The organism is Streptomyces sp. NPDC048636, from assembly GCF_040650655.1.
In the GTDB taxonomy this organism is placed as follows: domain Bacteria; phylum Actinomycetota; class Actinomycetes; order Streptomycetales; family Streptomycetaceae; genus Streptomyces.
Genome location: NZ_JBEZHR010000017.1, coordinates 123,060 through 140,125 on the forward strand (window position 1 = coordinate 123,060; position 17,066 = coordinate 140,125).

Sequence of the window (17,066 nt, forward strand, 5' to 3'; positions counted from 1 at the left end):
GTCCGGGGCATTCGGCGGTCCATGGGTGCCCTCCCGCCGGACCGCCGCGGCGCCACCAGGCGAAGCCGCGCACTCCATCCGTTCCCGCGGTTGAGGAAAGACTCTCGTGCAGTTCCGCCAGCAGGCCCTTTCCAAAGCGCAGTCGGCAGAGGACATCGATCTGCCGGTGCGCTACGCCCGCCCGCAAGGGTGGCTCGCCCTGGCGGTCACACTCGTCGTCATGGCCGCGGCCGCCGTCTGGTCCGTGACCGGCACGGTGTCCAGCACCCTGGCCGCCCCCGGCATCCTCAGCCATGGCCAGGGCAGTTACGTCCTCCAGAGCCCGGTGGCCGGGCAGGTCACCGCCGTACTCGCCAAGGAGGGCGGCACGCTGCGCGCGGGCGCGCCACTGCTGAAGATCCGCACCCCGCGCGGCAGCAGCGTCGTCCGCAGCCTCGCCGCGGGACGGCTCACCACCCTGGTCGTCTCCATCGGCTCCGTCCTCACCACCGGCGCCGACGTCGCCTCCATCGAACGGGTCCGCCACTCCGGCGACCCGCTGACCGCCACCCTCTACGTACCCGCAGGACGGGCCGCGTCGGTCCCGGTCGGCGCCCCCGTCGACCTCGGTGTGCAGTCGGTGCCCAGCCAGACCTACGGCAGTCTGCGCGGCCACGTCCGGGCGGTCGGCCGCACCGCCCGGTCCCGCCAGCAGATCGGCTCCCAGCTCGGCAGCGAGCAGCTCGGCGAGGAGTTCTCCCGGCACGGCCCGCCGGTGGCGGTGCTGGTCCGGCTCGACCGCTCCGCCGCCACCCGCTCCGGCTACCGCTGGTCCTCCCCGGAGGGACCGCCGTTCACCCCCGACTCCATGACCCTGGCCACCGGTACGGTCCACCTCGCCGACCGGCACCCGATCGAATGGCTGCTCCCGTGACCACCACCCACGACGGCGGACCGCCCCGCCCGGCGCCCGCCGGAAGCAGTGGGCGCCGGCGCCCCGAGCCCACCCGGGGACGGCGCCGCGCCCCGCGGCGCGCGGCCGGGCCCAAGCGGCCCCGCCGCCGCACCGTGCGCACCCCGACCGTGCTCCAGATGGAGGCGCTGGAGTGCGGCGCCGCCTCGCTCGCCATGGTGCTCGGACACTACGGACGCCATGTGCCGCTGGAGGAGCTGCGGATCGCCTGCGGAGTCTCCCGGGACGGCTCGCGGGCGAGCAATCTGCTGCGAGCGGCGCGCAGTTACGGGATGAGCGCCAAGGGCATGCAGATGGAGCCGGAGAGCCTGGCCGAGGTGCGGGCACCGGCGATCCTGTTCTGGGAGTTCAACCACTACGTCGTCTACGACGGCCCGGGGCGCCGGTTCGGCAAGCGCGGGGTGTACATCAACGACCCCGACAAGGGGCGCCGGTTCATCCCCGCCGAGGAGTTCGACACCAGCTTCACCGGAGTGGTCCTGGTCCTCGAACCCGAGGAGTCCTTCCGCCGCGGCGGACGCCGCCCCGGGGTGCTGGGCGCCCTGCCCGCCCGGATGCGGGGCACCACGGGCACCCTGCTGGCCTCCCTGCTGGCCAGTCTGCTGCTGGTGGTGGTGGGCGCCGCGGTCCCGGCGCTCAGCCGCACCTTCATCGACACCTTCCTGATCGGCGGGGAGACGTCCAGTCTGGGGCCGCTGTTCGCCTCGATGGCCGTGGCGGTGCTGCTGACCGCCGTGCTCACCGGAGTGCAGCAGGCCAATCTGCTGCGCGGCCGGATCATCTCCTCCACCCTCAGCAGCGCCCGATTCCTGCGCCATCTGCTGCGGCTGCCCGTCACGTTCTTCGCCCAGCGCAGTCCGGCCGACCTCGTCCAACGGCTGCGCTCCAACGACACGGTGGCGGAAACCCTCGCCCGTGACCTGGCCGCCGCCGCGGTCGACGGTGTCGTGGTGGTGCTCTACGCGCTGCTGCTGTGGACCTACGACCCCCAGCTCACCCTGGTAGGCGTAGGGCTGGCGCTGCTCAACGTGGTCGCCATGCGTGTGGTGATCCGGCTGCGCGCCACCCGGACCCAGAAGCTGCGCGCCGACACCGCCCGGCTGACCACCACCTCGTACACCGGGCTCCAGCTCATCGAGACGATGAAGGCCACCGGCGGCGAGAACGGATACTTCCGCCGCTGGGCGGGCCAGCACGCCATCACCCTCGAGGAACAGCAGCGGCTGGGGGTGCCCAGCGCGGCCCTGGCCGTGGTGGCGCCCACCCTCGCCACCCTCAACAGCGCGCTCATCCTGTGGATCGGCGGACTGCGCGCCGTCGAGGGCCATGTGTCGGTCGGACTGCTGGTGGCCTTCCAGGCACTGGTGGCCCGTTTCACCGCGCCCATCACCCGGCTCAACGGTGTGGCCGGGCGGATCCAGGACTTCTCCGCGGACGTGGCCCGGCTGAAGGACGTGGAGAACTTCCCGCTGGACACCCTCTACACCCGCGACCAGCCGGAGCCCGACACCCGCAGGCTCACCGGCCATGTGACGCTGGAGAACGTCACCTTCGGCTACAACCCGCTGGACGAACCGCTGCTGCGCGGCATCTCGCTCTCGGTCGGCCCCGGTCGGCAGGTGGCACTGGTCGGCGGCTCCGGCAGCGGCAAGTCCACCGTGTCCCGGCTCGTCTCCGGCCTCTACAGCCCGTGGGAGGGGGCCATCCGGGTCGACGGACAGCGGCTGGAGGAGATCCCGCGCGGCGCGCTCGCCGCCTCGGTGTCCTTCGTCGACCAGGACGTGTTCCTCTTCGAGGGAACCGTGCGGGACAATGTGGCGCTGTGGGACCCCTCCATCCCGGACGAGGCGGTGGTGGCGGCCCTGAAGGACGCCGCGCTCTACGACGACGTCATCGCCCGCCGCCCCGAAGGCATCCACGGCCGGGTGGAGCAGGACGGCCGCAACTTCTCCGGCGGACAGCGGCAGCGGCTGGAGATCGCCCGCGCCCTGGTCCGCCGCCCCAGCGTGCTGGTGCTGGACGAGGTCACCAGTGCGCTGGACGCGCGGACCGAACGGGCCGTCATGGACAACCTGCGCCGCCGGGGCTGCGCGTGTGTGGTGATCGCCCACCGGCTCAGCACCGTGCGCGACAGCGACGAGATCCTCGTCCTGAACCAGGGCACGGTGGTGGAACGCGGCCGCCACGAGGACCTCGCCGCGGCCGGGGGACCGTACGCGCAGCTGATGAAGGAGCACTGAGATGACCTCCGTTCACCCGGCCGCCGCCGTGGCCGCGGACGGCGGCGACGCGGTGATCCAGGCGCTGGGCGCGCTCGGCACCCCCGTCGACCGCACCGGACTGCGCAGCCTCCCGCTGGAAGGCCCGCAGGTGCTCTGGCTCGTCACCGGCGGTGCGTTGGACCTCTTCGCGGTCGACGCCGCCGAGGAGGGACACTGGCACTTCCTCGGGCGCCTCGAGCCGGGCGCGGCGCTCCCCGGCCCGGTCGAGGGCCCGCGCCACACCCTGGTCGGCAGGCCCTCACAGGACTGCGCGGTGCGCCGGATCCCGCTGCGCGAGCTGTACCGGCCCGAGAGTTACGACGGGTACGCCACCGGCTGGGCCGACGAACCGTACGGCGATGTCCCGGCCACCCCGCTGGAACACGCCGTCGCGCTCGGGGTCAGCCGCAGTCTGGGCGTACTGTTCCAGGCCCCGCTGGACGGTGGCGGCCCCGCGGGCGAGGGCGAGGCGGCCGACGAGGACCTGCTCTGGCTCCCGGTGCCCCCCGGAAGTGTCCGCTACGGCGCCGAGTACAGCACCCAGGCCGCCGGTGACCTGCTGATCGACGGTGCGCTGTGGCAGCGGATGGTCAATCAGCAGTACCGGCTGGGCACCGCCGTGGACCGCTGGATCGACGCCCTGGAGCGCACCCACGCCGATCGCACGGCGGCCGGGATCCGGGCCGGTGAGGCGGTCCGCTCGCGTGCGGACCAGGCGCTGATCGCCTCCATCGGGAACCCCCGGCAGGGCTCGTCGCGGACGGCGGAGGACACCGCCGACGACACCGTCCACGCGGTGTGCCGCACGGTGGCCGAGGCCGCCGGGATCACCCTGGCCGATCCGCCCCGGGGCGCCGCCGCCGACGGGGACCGCACCAGCCCGGTGGAGCGCATCGCGGTCGCCTCCCGGATCCGCACCCGCGCCATCCGGCTGGAGGGCGACTGGTGGCGCGAGGACGCCGGACCGCTGGTGGGCTACCGCGCGCTGTCCGGCGCCCCGGTGGCACTGCTGTGGCGGCGCGGCCGTTACGAGGCGGTCAACCCCGCCTCCGGGCTGCGGCTGCGGATCGGCGAGGGCAACGCCGACGAATTCGAATCGCGTGCCGTGATGTTCTACCGCCCGCTGCCCGACCGCCCGATGACGGCGTGGCGGCTGGCGCGGTTCAGCGCCCGCGGGGTGGCGCCCGATCTGCGCAACCTCGTGGTCGGCGGACTGGTGACGGTGGCGCTGGGGGCCCTGGTGCCGGTGGCCACCGGACAGGTGCTCGGCGGTTTCGTCCCCCGCGCCGAGAAGAGCCCCATCGTCCAGATCTCGCTGGCCCTGATGGTGGCGAGCGTCGTCTCGGCCGCCTTCATGCTGCTCCAGAACCTGACCCTGCTGCGGCTGGAGGGACGTCTGGAGAGCACCCTCCAGCCCGCGGTCTGGGACCGGCTGCTGCGGCTGCCGACCCGGTTCTTCGCCGAACGCTCCACCGGTGAACTGGCCAGCGCGGCGATGGGCATCAGCACCATGCGCCGGGTGCTGTCCGGTATCGCGCCGGTGGTCCTCCAGGCGGGCACCGTCGGTGCGATGAACCTCGCGCTGCTGCTGTACTTCAGCGCGAAGCTGGCGCTCGCCGTGCTGGCCATGCTGCTGGTCATCTCCGCGGTCTTCCTCGGGATGGGCCTATGGCAGGTGCGCTGGCAGCGACGGCTGGTGGAGAGCGAGAACAAGCTCAACAACCAGGCGTTCCAGACCCTGCGCGGGCTGCCCAAACTGCGGGTGGCCGCGGCCGAGAACTTCGCCTACGCGGCCTGGGCCCGGGGCTTCGCCCACTCCCGTGAACTCCATCAGCGCACCGGGCGGATCAAGAATCTCACCCAGGTGCTCGACGCGGTCTACCTGCCGCTGTGCTCGCTCATCGTGTTCATGCTGCTGGCCGGTCCGGCACGGGGGAGCATGTCGGCGGGGGCGTTCCTGACCTTCAACACCTCCGTCACCATGCTGCTCACCTCGGTCACCCAGCTCACCAACGCGCTGGTCTCGGTGGTGGCGGTACTGCCGATGTTCGAGCAGGTCAAACCGATCCTGGACGAACCGCCGGAGGTTCGCGGCGGCAGTGCCCAGCCCGGGGTGCTCACCGGCGATCTGCGCGCCCGCAACCTCACCTTCCGGTACGCCGACGACGGCCCGCTGGTCCTCGACGATGTCTCGCTGGAGATCCGGCCCGGGGAGTTCGTGGCCGTGGTCGGCCCCAGCGGCTGTGGCAAGTCCACACTGCTGCGGCTGCTCATCGGTTTCGAACGGCCGGTGTCCGGCAGTGTGCTCTACGACGGCCAGGACCTGGCAGCCCTCGACCAGGCCGCCGTACGCCGCCAGTGCGGGGTGGTCCTTCAGAACGGCCAGCCCCTCAACGGCACCGTGCTCGACTGCATCCGCGGCGCCGAGCCGTACACCCCCGAGGAGGCCATGGCCGCCGCCGAACTGGCCGGTCTGGCCGAGGACATCCGCCGGATGCCGATGGGTCTGCACACCATGATCTCCGGCAGCGGCGCCATCTCCGGTGGCCAGCGGCAGCGGCTGATGATCGCCCAGGCTCTGATCCGCCGTCCGCGCGTCCTCTTCTTCGACGAGGCCACCAGCGCCCTGGACAACGCGACCCAGCGGGTGGTCATCGACAGCACCCGCCGCCTCCACGCCAGCCGCCTGGTCATCGCGCACCGGCTGTCGACCGTCATGGACGCCGACCGGGTGCTGGTGATGGAGGACGGGCGGATCGTCGAACAGGGCGCCCCGGCCGAGCTGATGGCGATCCCGGACGGCAAGCTCTATGAGCTGGTGCGGCGGCAGATGCGCTGAGGCCGCGCTCAGCCCTGCGCGGTGGGACACAGCTGCCGCAGCGCCTCCTGGGACACCGGATCGTCGGGCACATGGGCCAGGAGGCGGTGGCCGGGCTCGTCGACCACCGCCAGCGTCACCGGCCGCAGCCGCAGCTCACCGGCGACCGGGTGGTGGAAGCGGCGCAGCGGGGGCGGCGGAGCGGTCACCACCGGCCGCCCGTACCACCGCGCCGCGTGCGGATCGGCCATCAACTCTCCGACCAGGGCCACGATCCTGGGATCCCCCGGACTGCCCGCCGCCCGGTCCTGGAACTGGGCCAGCAGTGCGCGGGCCTCTCCCTCCCAGTCGGCCATCAGGACACGGGACGGAGGCCAGCGGAACAGCAGCCACAGCAGATTGCGCTGCTCGGGCAGGAGCCATGCGGGGTCGGTGAACAGCGCCGCGTAGGCCTCGTTCCACGCCAGCAGGTCCCAGCGCCGGTCCACCACCGCGGCCGGATGCGGTGCCATCGCCCTCACCAGGGTCAGCAGTCCGCGCGACGCCCAGCCGGGCGCGGGGCCGGGCGTCACGCACTCGTCCACGACACGACAGTACGAGCGTGCTCCACGAGCCGTTCAGTGTCGTCCGGGGGTTGTCCGGAACGGCACACCGCGGGCCGGGGAAAGGGCGGCTGGCATACGGTCAGACGTCGGGCTGCTGCTGGGTGGCGCAGTGGATACCGCCACCGCCCTCGGCCACCGCCGGGATCTCCACCTGCACCACCTTCCGCTCCGGATGGAGATCGCCGATGATCGCGACCGCCTCGCGGTCGGCCCTGCGGTCGCCGAACCGGGGCACGATCACCCCGCCGTTGACGATGAAGTAGTTGGCGTAGCAGCCGAGGAAGTCCGCGCCGCGGCGGCCGATGACGGCCCGGTCGGGCTCGGGCAGGTCGACCACTTTCAGCCGGCGGCCGAGGGCATCGGTGGACTCCTCCAGCACGCTCCGGGCCTGGTGGTACACCCGGCTCCACACGGTCGGCCCGCCGTCCGCGCGCGGACGGCTGAGCAGCACCACCCCGTCCCCGGCGAACCGGGCGAGGGCGTCGACATGGCAGTCGGTGATGTCCTTCCCCTTCACCCCCTTGAACCAGATGACCTTGCCGACCCCCAGCAGTTCCTTGAGCCGTGCCTCGATCCGGTCCCTGCTCACACCGGGGTTGCGGTTGTCGTTGACCAGGGAGCTCTCGGTGGCCATCAGGGTGCCGTGGCCATCCACCTCCAGCGCGCCGCCCTCTCCGGTCAGCCGGGCGTCGAGGCGGGTGCCCCGGGCGTGGGTGGTGACGGCGCGGGCGACCCGGGCGTCCCGCCGATGCCGCTGTTTGCCGCCCCAGCCGTTGAACCGGAGGTCGATCCCCGTCAGCCCGTCCCGGCCGAGGACGAACGTGGGCCCGCTGTCCCGTATCCACAGATCGTCGACGGGCACCGGGATCACCTCCACGCCCGCCCCGCACGCCCGGCGCGCCGCCTTCGCCTCCTCCGGGGCGGCGAGCAGGGTCACGGGCTCGAAGTCGGCGACGGCCCGGGCGATCCCGGCGATATCGCGCTGGACGTCCTCGGCCATGTCCTCCCAGACCGAGTCCAGCGACGGCCACGCCATATAGGTGCGGCGGTGCCGTACGGTCTCGGCCGGCATCCGGCGCCCGGCCGGTGTGCGCGCGGCCTGCCGTGCGGCCTCCCGCGCGGACATGTCCTCACGTCCCTCGGTCGTGGCGGGCTCGCCCGGCCCGGGTGAGCAGGCGGCTGACGCGGCGCCGGTCAGCACCGCCGCGGCTCCGCTCCGCAATACGGTCCGCCGCTGGGATCCCCTCATGGTGTGCCTCCGCGTTCCGGTCGAATCTTTCGAGATTCCTGACTGAAATTTCAGTCAGGAATCGAAGGTAACATGGGCACCGGAACAGACCGGAGACGAAGGGGAGCGACCATGTCCGGCCGCCGTACCGCCATCCTGGAAGCCGCCGCCCGATCGATCGCCCAGCGCGGGATCCGGGGGCTGCGGGTCGAGGAGCTGGCCGAGGAGGCCGGAGTGTCGACCTCGCTGATCTATTACCACTTCCGGGACCGTGCGGGACTGCTGGCCAGCACCCTGGAGTTCATCAACACCCGGGCCGAGCGCTATACCGACCCCGCCGCCGACCCGGAGACCGACCCCCGCGGCCATCTCGAGGAGATGCTGCTGCTCGAGCTCCAGGACGAACCGTTCGTCATCGAGAACAGCACCGCCTGGGGCGAATTGCGTGCCACGGCCGTCTTCCAGCCCGAGCTGCGTCAGCAGTTGCGCACCACCACCGACCGGTGGACGGACTACGCGAGCGACCTCATCCACCGCGGTCAACGGCAGGGCACCGTCCCGCCCGAAGTGTCCGCCGAGGACGCCGCCGACCGCCTCACCGCACTGGTCGAGGGAGTCAGCAAGCGGTGGCTCAGCGGTTCCCTCACCCTGGAGCGCGCCCGCGATCTGCTGCGGGGCGCCATCGCCGTGGAACTCGGTCCCTGAGCGCCGCCCCGGCCCCCGGACCGTCCGGGGGCGGGGCGCCTGCCCGACCGTTCGGAGTTGCCGCTATGTTGTGCGCCATGCAGCCACAGCCACCGGACTCGGCACCCACCCCACCGACCGCCGCCACACCGTCCGCGCCACCGTCCCACCGCCCCGCCGGACCGCTGGTCGCCGCGCTCGCGGTGGGGCTACTGCTGGGTGCCGGGGGAGTGGGCGCCGCCTGGGCGCTCGGCGGCGACGACGGTGACACCCCCGGATCCGGGCCGACGGGCGACGCCCACGCCGCCTGCGGGGCGCTCGACGGATTCGACCCGGCGAAGTACGGCGCCAAGGGCGAGGACGGCGTCATCGCCCTCAACCGCTATGCCGCCGCGGGCACCCTCGCCGCCTCGGCCGCCGCGGGCGATACGCGCTACAAGCCGCTCGCCGAGGCCATCCGCCGCTCACAGGACCGCCATTTGCGGGAGTTCGAGTTCACCGCGGCGGTGAGGAAGGACCTCGACAAGGCCCGGAGCCTCTGCGACGACCTGTAGCCGCACCGCCCGTCGTCCGGCGCCTCACGGCTTCCGGCCGACCCCGCCGAACATCGCCACCTCGTCGGGCTCCGCCCCGGAGGTGTCCTCGAGACGCCACCGCGAACACGAGACCACGCCCGGTTCCAGCAGCTCCGTACCGTCGAAGAACCGGGCGACCCGGTCCGGGGAGCGCTGGGTCAGCTTGGGGATCCCGTTCTCGTTCCAGAACGCGACCGCCTCGTCCACATCCGGCATCGAGGGGCTGGAAATGGTGTGGGACAGCACCAGATGGCTGCCGGAGGGCAGGGCGTCCACCAGGCGGCGGACGATGCCGTACGGGTCCTCGTCATCACCGACGAAGATCACCACACCGAGCAGCATCAGAGCGATGGGCTTGGTGAAGTCCAGGGTCTTCCGGGCGTGTTCGAGGATGGTGTCGATGTCCCGCAGATCCGCGTCGAGATAGGCGGTGATCCCCTCGGGCGTGCTGGTCAGCAGGGTGCGCGCATGGGCGAGCACCAGCGGGTCGTTGTCGACGTAGACGACCCGGGACTCGGGCGCGATCCGCTGCGCGACCTCGTGGGTGTTGTCCGCGGTGGGCAACCCCGTCCCGATGTCCAGGAACTGGCGGATCCCCCGCTCGGCGGTCAGATAGCGCACCGCACGGCCCAGGAACGCCCGGTCGGCCAGGGCGTAGTCCCCGATCCCGGGGTGCAGTCGGCGGATCTGATCGCCCGCCTGCTGGTCGACGACGTAGTAGTCCTTGCCGCCCAGCCAGTAGTTCCAGATCCTGGCGGTATGCGGTTTGGTGGTGTCGATCCGGCCGGAGACCCGTGCGGCGGAGTCGTAGGTTGCCTCGTAGTCGGTCACGCCCGCGCCCTTCTCAAAAACCGTCGCTGATACAGCTGTTGCGCCCCCGCACTGCGCACAATCTAAACGATTCTCCGCGATCAGTGCGCCGGAAGGGCCTGTTCGCACCAGATGACCTTGCCGTTCGCGGTGTGCCGGGTGCCCCAGCGCTGGGTGAGCTGCGCGACCAGCAGCAGGCCCCGGCCGCCCTCGTCGAGCACCCGGGCCCGGCGGGCGTGCGGGGCGGTGCTGGTGCCGTCGGACACCTCACAGATCAGCACCCGGTCGAGGATGAGACGGAGCCGGATGGGTGCGGCGCCGTACCGAACGGCGTTGGTGACCAGCTCGCTGACGACCAGTTCGGTGACGACCGCCGTCTCCTCCAGGCCCCGCTCCGTCAGCCAGCGCACCGCGTCCGCCCGTACCTCGGCCACCGCGGCGGGGTCCGCGGGCACGTCCCAGGCCGCCACCCGGTCCGCGTCCAGCCGCCGCAACCGGGCCAGCAGCAGTGCCGCGTCATCGCCGTGACGGACGGGGAGCAGGGTCCCGACGACCCGGTCGCAGAGCGCGTCCAGCCCCTCGGCGGGGAGCGTCAGGGCCTGCCGCAGGGAGTCCAGCCCGGCGTCCGTGCCGCGGTCGCGCACCAGCCCGTCGGTGTAGAACGCGAGCAGGGTGCCCTCCGGCAGCTCCACGTCCAGCGCCTCGAACGGCAGCCCGCCGAGCCCCAGCGGAGGCCCCGCGGGCAGTTCGAGGAAGTCCGCCGGACCGCCCGGCCGGACCACCGCGGGGGCCGGATGGCCGGCGCGGGCGAAACTGCACCGGCCGGACACCGGGTCGTACACGGCGTAGAGGCAGGTGGCGCCGAAGTCACCCGGTTCGGGCTCGTCCGACTCCAGCTCCGGGGCGTCGTCCCGTCGCGCCACCAGGTCGTCCAGCTGGGTGAGCAACTCCTCCGGCGCCAGGTCGACTTCGGCGAGGGTGCGCAGCGCGGTACGCAACCGGCCCATCGTGGCGGAGGCCTGGAGACCGTGGCCGACCACATCGCCGACCACCAGGGCCACCCGCGCCCCGGACAGCGGAATCACATCGAACCAGTCGCCGCCGACCCCCGACCGGGCGGCCGCCGGACGGTAGCGGCTGGCCACCTCGGCCGCGGACTGCTCGGGCAGCTGCTGCGGCAGCAGACTGCGCTGCAACGCCAGCGCCGCGGCGCGTTCATGGGTGTAGCGGCGGGCGTTGTCCAGACAGACCGCGGCGCGCGCCACCAGCTCCTCGGCCAGGGAGAGATCCTCGGCTTCGAACGGCTCGGGCGTCCGGGACCGGATGAAGTCCACCACGCCCAGGGTGGTACCGCGTGCGATCACCGGGACCACCAGCCAGGAATGGAACCCGTACCGCCGGGCCTTGGCGAACCGCTCGGGATCCTCCCGCGTCGCCCACGAGCGCAGCTCCCGGTCCATCACCCGGTGCAGCTCCGAGTTGCCCGTCGCCAGCACCCGCGCGTGTGGCGAGTGCTCCGAGTAGAACGCCACCTCGCCCACCTCGCTCACCGCCTCCGGCGCGCCCTCGAGCACGGACTCGTTCGCCACCCGCCGCAGCACCGCCCCGGTGACCGGTCCCGGCGGCGGCTCCTCACCCCTCAGCAGCGACTCCAGCAGGTTGACGCCCACGAAGTCGGCGAGGCCGGGGACGGCCAGCTCGGCCAGCTCCTGCCCGGTGCGCACCACATCGAGGGTGCTGCCGATCCGGGTGCTCGCCTCGTTCAGCAGGGCCAGCCGCTCCCGGCCGCGATGCTGCTCGGTGACATCGCGCGAGGTGGCGCACAACCCCACGATCCGGCCCTCCCGGTCGCGGAGCGGGGTGGCGGAGACGGCGAAGAAGTGGTCGTGCTCCGGATCCGCCCGGGTGCGCCCCTGCAACAGATGGCCCTCCTCGGCCCGCCCGGTCTCCAGCGCCCGCCGCATCCGCGCCTCCCACTCGACGCTGCCGGGCCCGGTCACCGCGGCCGAGAGGCCGTGCCCGCGCCGGTGCTCGTCCCCGACGCCGACGATGTGCTCCATCGCCGGGTTCTGCCGGACGAACCGGAGATCGCTGTCATAGACGGCCAGGGCGACCGGGGAGCTGGTCAGCAGCCACTCCGACAGGGCCTCGCCGCCCGGGAGGGGCGCCTCCCCGGCCGGGGGCTCCACCGTCAGCAGCCACAACGGTGTGTGATCGCCGCCCGCCAGCGGGTGCGCCCGGACCCGGACCGTCACCCGATGGCCGTCGCGGTGGCGGAACGCGAGCTCACCCCGCCACTGCGGGCGGTCGGCCCGCCATGGCGGATCCGCGTCCAGCAGCTCGGCCACGGGACCCCCGACGACCTGCGCCGGGCCATGGCCGAGCAGCCGGGTGGCGGCCTCGCTCCAGGCCACCACGGCGCCCTCGGCGTCGATCATCATCAGTGGGCCGCCCGGGGCCGCGCCGGGCCGTCCGGCCTCACCGCTGGGAGGGGCGCCCCGCGTGTCCATACCCTCCAGCGTGGTCCCGGAGCCGGACATACTCAAGCACGGTGCGGCCGTCCGCCACCGCCACGCGGTCGGCCGGGTGGCCGGGCCGGTGGGATCAGCGCAGCTCCGCGGTGAAGCTGCGTCCGTAGGCGTGCCGGGTGGCGACGTCGATCCGGGTGCCGCCGCGCACCCGGGAGACCCGGACCCCCTCGTCCGCCGTGACCGCCCGCATTCCGCGGCCCCGGACCAGCACCGAGACCGTGTCCCGCAGGGTGGTCGGATCCGCCACGGCCAGTGACACCGCCCCGTGGTGCGGTGCGCCGCCGTGCGCCGTGCGCAGGAGCACCGACCCCGGGCCGTCGACCGACAGCAGCCCGGCGCGGTGGGTGCCCCGGGTGAACGCGTTGAGGGCGACGATCCCCAGCCCCCGGTGGCGGACGGCCTGTGCGCGAGTGGTGTTCACCAGGACCGACAGCGGCCCGTCCGCGTACGCCCGCAGCCGCTCCGCCGAGCCGTGCGGTACCAGGGCATAGGCCATCGAGCGATGCGGCACACCGGCCCGCTGCTCCACCGAGACCGAGAAGACCCGCGCGGTCGCCGCGGTGTCCGGATTGGACAGCCGCACCGCCCGGCGGCTGCGGGTGATGGTGTCGAGGGTGACGGTGGGCCGTGGCGCGTCCAGGAAGACATAGCCCACGGCGGCGGACCGGGTGGTGTTGGCGTAGCGCAGCCAGGCCAGTGGCACCGTGCCGGTGCCCGACCACGGAGTGCCGTCGCGGAGCTGCCCGGTGACGGTGACGGTGTCCGAGGGAGGGGCGATCCGGGTGTCGACGGTCGTGGTCACCGCGCGCCCGGCGGAGTCGCCCACCCCGGCGGCGAGGACGACGATCTCGTCGTCGAACATGAACCACGACTTGGTGGCGTCCGCGTTCCGGTACACGGCGAAGTCGTCCGGCAGCTCGCCGTCCCGCTTCGCCGCGTACGCCACGTCGTCCGACTGCACAAGACCGGCCGTACCGTACGCGCCGAGGGCGGCGCCACCGGAGAACGCCTCGGTGCCGCACGGGAAGTACACATAGGTGTTCTGCGCTTCGGACGAGGCGGTGAACCCGCGCTCGGGGTTGTCGTACCACTGGGTGCCGTACAGCTCGGGGACGGTGCGCCGGGTCTCCACCGGGGCGGTGACACCCGCGAGGCGGTAGGGCGAGACCGTGGTGAAGTAGTCGACGCCGAACGCCTGTGTCTGGTCCTGGCCGGAGAGATAGAGGTAGTGGGCACCGTCGCCCTGGAACCACGGCATCAGGTTCTCGCCGCTCATGTACTCGTACTTGCTGATCCTGGTCGAGCTCCGGGCCAGGGCGAAGGCGTAGCCGGGGCGCCGGTGGACCGTCTTGTCCATGGCGTTGAAGGCGATGTGGTGTGCGGCCGGTGTGAGGTCCTTCGGCGGGGCCGACGGATCGGCGAGGATATCGGCGTAGCGGGCGATGCTCACCGGCGAGACGAACGCCGACGGATCGAGTGGTGCGTTGGCCTTCTCGCGGACGAACGCCACATAGCCCTTGAGCGCCGTGGTGTCCGCGCCGGTGGTGTGGCCGGACAGATCGACGACGGCCTCGACGACCTGGGTGACATCGGTGTACCCGGTGGTGGTGCGGGACACCCCGCGCCCCTTGACGATCTCCATCATCCAGCCTTCGAAGATCAGCGGGGAGAAGCCGTCCACGACCCAGCGGTGCGCGGTGCGCACGAGGTCTTCACCGCTCACATAGCCGGTGCCGTCCAGCATCTTGACGGTCTGCACCACTCGGGTGAGCAGCCCTTTTCCGTAGGAGCCGGTGTAGGCCACCGAGGCGTGCTGGAGGAAGGAACCGTCCGCGTAGAAGCCGTCGGTGACACCGTGCCGCAACCGGTAGGGGTCGATCGTGGCCAGCACCGTCAGCTGGTCGGCGACCGCCTTGCTCACCCGGGCGTCGTCCCCCAGCACCGCTCCCTGGAGCATCCGGTTGGTGGTGATGTCCGCGAGGTTGGCGCCGGTGTGGAAACGGGAGTCCAGATCGACGTCACCGTCCCGGCCGTTGCGCAGATAGGCGTCCATCGAGGCGACATAGGTGGCGGCGAGGTCCGGACGGTGGGCCGCGACCTCGTCGCGGAGCAGCGCAAGGATCCTGCTGACGTGGGAGGAGATACCGATCTCCCAGGTGAACCAGTTGCCGTAGTAGCCCTTCGACTGGTCGCCGTAGTAGTGCTCATGAAGCCACACCAGACCGTCGATGACCCGGCGCTGGACGGCCGGATCGCCCTGGAGCGCGGACGGCGGGCCGCCCGGGACCCGGGTGGCGAGGGCGATCTCGTAGAGATACTGGTACGAGGTCATCAGATGGGGGTCGCTGGTGCCCAGCGGAAGCCCCTCGAAGAGCTCGCCCTCCCCGGCGCCGTCCATCGCGGTGAGCCGGGAGCGGGCGGTGGTGGCGATGGCCGTGAGCTTGGCGGCGACTTCGGGCCGGGCGTTGGAGCCGGGGGTGCCGGCGAGGACGGCGACCATGTTGCCGATCAGCGTGGTGTGGTCGGCGGCCGCCTCGGTGGCCGAGGCCCCGGGATGTCCCGCCGCCCGTGCGCGCGGTGGCCGGGCGAGTGCCGCCAGGGACACGGCGGGGGCCAGGGACAGCAGATCACGACGGGAGAGAGGCACGGGATACGCTCCAACGCTCGTATGGATTCGGATGGAAAGCGCTTGCGGCATTGAACCAACCCCGGCGCCCACTGTCACCACCGGGCGCTGTTGTCCCGTCCCGCCGATCAGCACCGCCACTGCTCCGAAGTGCGCAACTCCTGATCAGTTTCTGATGGCGGGCCATGGCCGGGCGGGGTGGCGCGTTAGCGTCTGTCGCTATGCGGAGGGCAGGTGTCATCGACGGTACGACCCGGGCCGCCACCGGACGGCGACCGGACCGGCACCGGCTGCCGGACCGGTTCCGGCCACGGGCCGTGCTGCGGACCCTCGGACGGCATCGGAGGCCGCTGTTCGCGCTCGCCGTGGTGGCGCTGCTGGTCCAGATGGCGGTGGCGATGGTGACCACGGCCGTGCAGCAGACCCCGACCATCGACGAGCCGGTGTACGTGGGCACCGGTGTGGTCAATGTCCATGAGCACAGCCTGCGGTACAACCCCGAACACCCGCCGCTGGGCAAACTGGTCATCGGGGCCGGGACACTGTTCACCGATGTCCGTCTCGACCCCGGCTTCTCCGGTGACCAGACGGCGTTGGGGCGGCATCTGCTGTACGAGTCCGGCAACGACCCCTGGCGGCTGATGCTCTGGGCGCGGCTGCCGGTGATCGCGCTGACGCTGCTCTTCGGTCTTGTCGTGCTGGCGTTCACCCGCGATCTCGTGGGCCGCGCGGGCGCGTTGACGGCGCTCGCGCTGTACGCGTTCTCGCCCGATGTCATCGCCCATGGCTCCCTGGCCACCCTCGACGTCCCCATGGCGGGCTTCCTGCTGACCTCGGTCTGGCTGCTGTGGCGGGCCCGACGACGACCGCTCCGCCACCTTCCGCTGGCCGGGGTGGCGCTCGGCGCGGCGGTGGCCACCAAGATGAGCGCGCTGGCCGCGGTGCCCGTGCTGCTGCCGCTGGCCATGGTCTCGTTCTGGTGCGCCCGCCGGGCCGGGAACCCCGGACCGCTCGATGTCCGCGGGACGGTACGGCTGCTGGTGCGTGGTGCCGCGGCGGCGGCCGGGGTGGCGCTCGTGGCGCTGGCCGTGGTGTGGGCGAGCTATCTCGCCGTGGATCCCCGGCTGCGCTGGACCACCCCGCCACAGGTGCCGGACCTCCGGGGGCTGCGCGAACTCGCCGTCGAGTGGATGCCGTTCCCCGAGCCGTTCCGGGACGGGATGCGCATCCAGTTCGGCTTCGAGTACCAGCGCTACCACGGCTTCCTCTTCGGCCGCCATTACTTCGGCTCGCTCTGGTACTACCTGCCCGTGGCGCTGCTGGTGAAGACACCGCTCGGCATGCTGCTGCTGTGGGCGGCCGGTGCCATGACGCTGGTGGCGGTGCGCCGCCTCCGCCCCGCCGCGCCCTACCTCCTCCTGCCCTCGGCCGTGCTGCTGCTCGCGGCCATGGACGGGGCCCGCGACTTCGGCGTACGCTACGCGGTCTTCCTGCCGATGTTCCTGGGCGTGGCGGCGGGCTGTGTGGTGGCCGTGCGAGGGCGTCGGCGGCACGCCGTCACGGCGGCGCTGGTGGCCTGGGTCGGGGTGAGCTCACTGCGGACGTACCCCTTCTATCTGCCGTACGCCAACGAGGTGTTCGGCGGACCGGCGCGGACCCACCACTATCTGCACGACTCCAATGTCGACTGGGGACAGGACCTGGGGCGACTGGCCGACCGGCTCCGGACGCGCTATCCGGGGGAGCGGGTCTGGCTCGTCTACAAGGGCGCCGGGCTGCCGTCCGCGTACGGCATCGAGGCGTCCGACCCGCGCACGGTGGACCCGGGGCGGGTGCACGGGGTGCTCGCGGTGTCGGACTCCTCGGCCGCCCTGGCTCGCGGACGGCTGGCCGACCTCCTCGACGGCAGCACACCGGTCGAGGAGGTCGGCCACTCGATCACGCTCTACCGCCGGTGATCCCGGCGCGGGCCTGTC

Annotated in this window: 11 protein-coding genes; 6 read left to right on the top strand and 5 right to left on the bottom strand. The window is 72.5% G+C overall.

Annotated elements, in window-relative coordinates; translation table 11 throughout:
• Positions 1-106: 106 nt before the first annotated feature.
• The 3 genes from AB0C66_RS31940 to AB0C66_RS31950 all read left to right on the top strand — a co-directional run bounded on the left by AB0C66_RS31940 (position 107) and on the right by AB0C66_RS31950 (position 6,052).
• Positions 107-913 carry an HlyD family efflux transporter periplasmic adaptor subunit gene (locus AB0C66_RS31940; protein WP_362446555.1) on the top strand — a complete coding sequence of 269 codons (807 nt, stop codon included), beginning with the start codon at positions 107-109 and terminating at the stop codon, positions 911-913.
• Between the two features lie 149 nt (positions 914-1,062).
• Positions 1,063-3,192, top strand: coding sequence for an NHLP family bacteriocin export ABC transporter peptidase/permease/ATPase subunit (locus AB0C66_RS31945; RefSeq protein WP_362446646.1), 2,130 nt, complete (start codon positions 1,063-1,065; stop codon positions 3,190-3,192).
• Position 3,193: 1 nt separating this feature from the next.
• Complete coding sequence (locus AB0C66_RS31950; protein WP_362446558.1) at positions 3,194-6,052, top strand: NHLP bacteriocin export ABC transporter permease/ATPase subunit; 2,859 nt, start codon at positions 3,194-3,196, stop codon at positions 6,050-6,052.
• A gap of 8 nt (positions 6,053-6,060) precedes the next feature.
• On the opposite strand, the gene AB0C66_RS31955 is transcribed toward AB0C66_RS31950, so the two are convergent.
• Together AB0C66_RS31955 and AB0C66_RS31960 are read right to left on the bottom strand one after the other, a co-directional pair.
• Positions 6,061-6,615, bottom strand: coding sequence for a hypothetical protein (locus AB0C66_RS31955; RefSeq protein WP_362446561.1), 555 nt, complete (start codon positions 6,613-6,615; stop codon positions 6,061-6,063).
• A gap of 100 nt (positions 6,616-6,715) precedes the next feature.
• Entirely contained in the window at positions 6,716-7,885 is a 1,170-nt protein-coding gene (locus AB0C66_RS31960; protein WP_362446564.1) for an agmatine deiminase family protein, read from the bottom strand.
• 111 nt (positions 7,886-7,996) lie between these two features.
• Between AB0C66_RS31960 and AB0C66_RS31965 the strand changes: the two genes are divergently transcribed.
• Positions 7,997-8,569 (top strand): TetR/AcrR family transcriptional regulator, encoded by a 573-nt coding sequence (locus tag AB0C66_RS31965; protein WP_362446567.1) that lies wholly within the window; start codon positions 7,997-7,999, stop codon positions 8,567-8,569.
• Between the two features lie 77 nt (positions 8,570-8,646).
• On the top strand, positions 8,647-9,102 hold the full coding sequence (locus AB0C66_RS31970) for a hypothetical protein (RefSeq protein WP_362446570.1): 456 nt from the start codon (positions 8,647-8,649) through the stop codon (positions 9,100-9,102).
• A gap of 24 nt (positions 9,103-9,126) precedes the next feature.
• On the opposite strand, the gene AB0C66_RS31975 is transcribed toward AB0C66_RS31970, so the two are convergent.
• The 3 genes from AB0C66_RS31975 to AB0C66_RS31985 form a co-directional block, all read right to left on the bottom strand.
• The gene (locus AB0C66_RS31975) at positions 9,127-9,954 is read right to left on the bottom strand and encodes an SAM-dependent methyltransferase (RefSeq protein WP_362446573.1); all 828 of its coding nucleotides are present in this window, start codon (positions 9,952-9,954) and stop codon (positions 9,127-9,129) included.
• 80 nt (positions 9,955-10,034) lie between these two features.
• Positions 10,035-12,443 carry a SpoIIE family protein phosphatase gene (locus AB0C66_RS31980; RefSeq protein ID WP_362446576.1) on the bottom strand — a complete coding sequence of 803 codons (2,409 nt, stop codon included), beginning with the start codon at positions 12,441-12,443 and terminating at the stop codon, positions 10,035-10,037.
• A gap of 94 nt (positions 12,444-12,537) precedes the next feature.
• Entirely contained in the window at positions 12,538-15,111 is a 2,574-nt protein-coding gene (locus tag AB0C66_RS31985) for a polysaccharide lyase family 8 super-sandwich domain-containing protein (protein WP_362446579.1), read from the bottom strand.
• A 365-nt stretch (positions 15,112-15,476) separates the two neighbouring features.
• Between AB0C66_RS31985 and AB0C66_RS31990 the strand changes: the two genes are divergently transcribed.
• Positions 15,477-17,048: a phospholipid carrier-dependent glycosyltransferase gene (locus AB0C66_RS31990; protein ID WP_362446649.1), complete on the top strand. Its 1,572-nt coding sequence runs from the start codon at positions 15,477-15,479 to the stop codon at positions 17,046-17,048.
• Positions 17,049-17,066: the final 18 nt, after the last annotated feature.

What these genes read in the sequence shown, in the direction of transcription:
- AB0C66_RS31965 (WP_362446567.1), top strand. Translation starts at nt 7,997, where the DNA reads ATGTCCGGCCGCCGTACCGCCATCCTGGAAGCCGCCGCCCGATCGATC.
- AB0C66_RS31960 (WP_362446564.1), bottom strand. Translation starts at nt 7,885, where the DNA reads ATGAGGGGATCCCAGCGGCGGACCGTATTGCGGAGCGGAGCCGCGGCG.
- AB0C66_RS31980 (WP_362446576.1), bottom strand. Translation starts at nt 12,443, where the DNA reads ATGGACACGCGGGGCGCCCCTCCCAGCGGTGAGGCCGGACGGCCCGGC.
- AB0C66_RS31990 (WP_362446649.1), top strand. Translation starts at nt 15,477, where the DNA reads ATGGCGGTGGCGATGGTGACCACGGCCGTGCAGCAGACCCCGACCATC.
- AB0C66_RS31970 (WP_362446570.1), top strand. Translation starts at nt 8,647, where the DNA reads ATGCAGCCACAGCCACCGGACTCGGCACCCACCCCACCGACCGCCGCC.
- AB0C66_RS31950 (WP_362446558.1), top strand. Translation starts at nt 3,194, where the DNA reads ATGACCTCCGTTCACCCGGCCGCCGCCGTGGCCGCGGACGGCGGCGAC.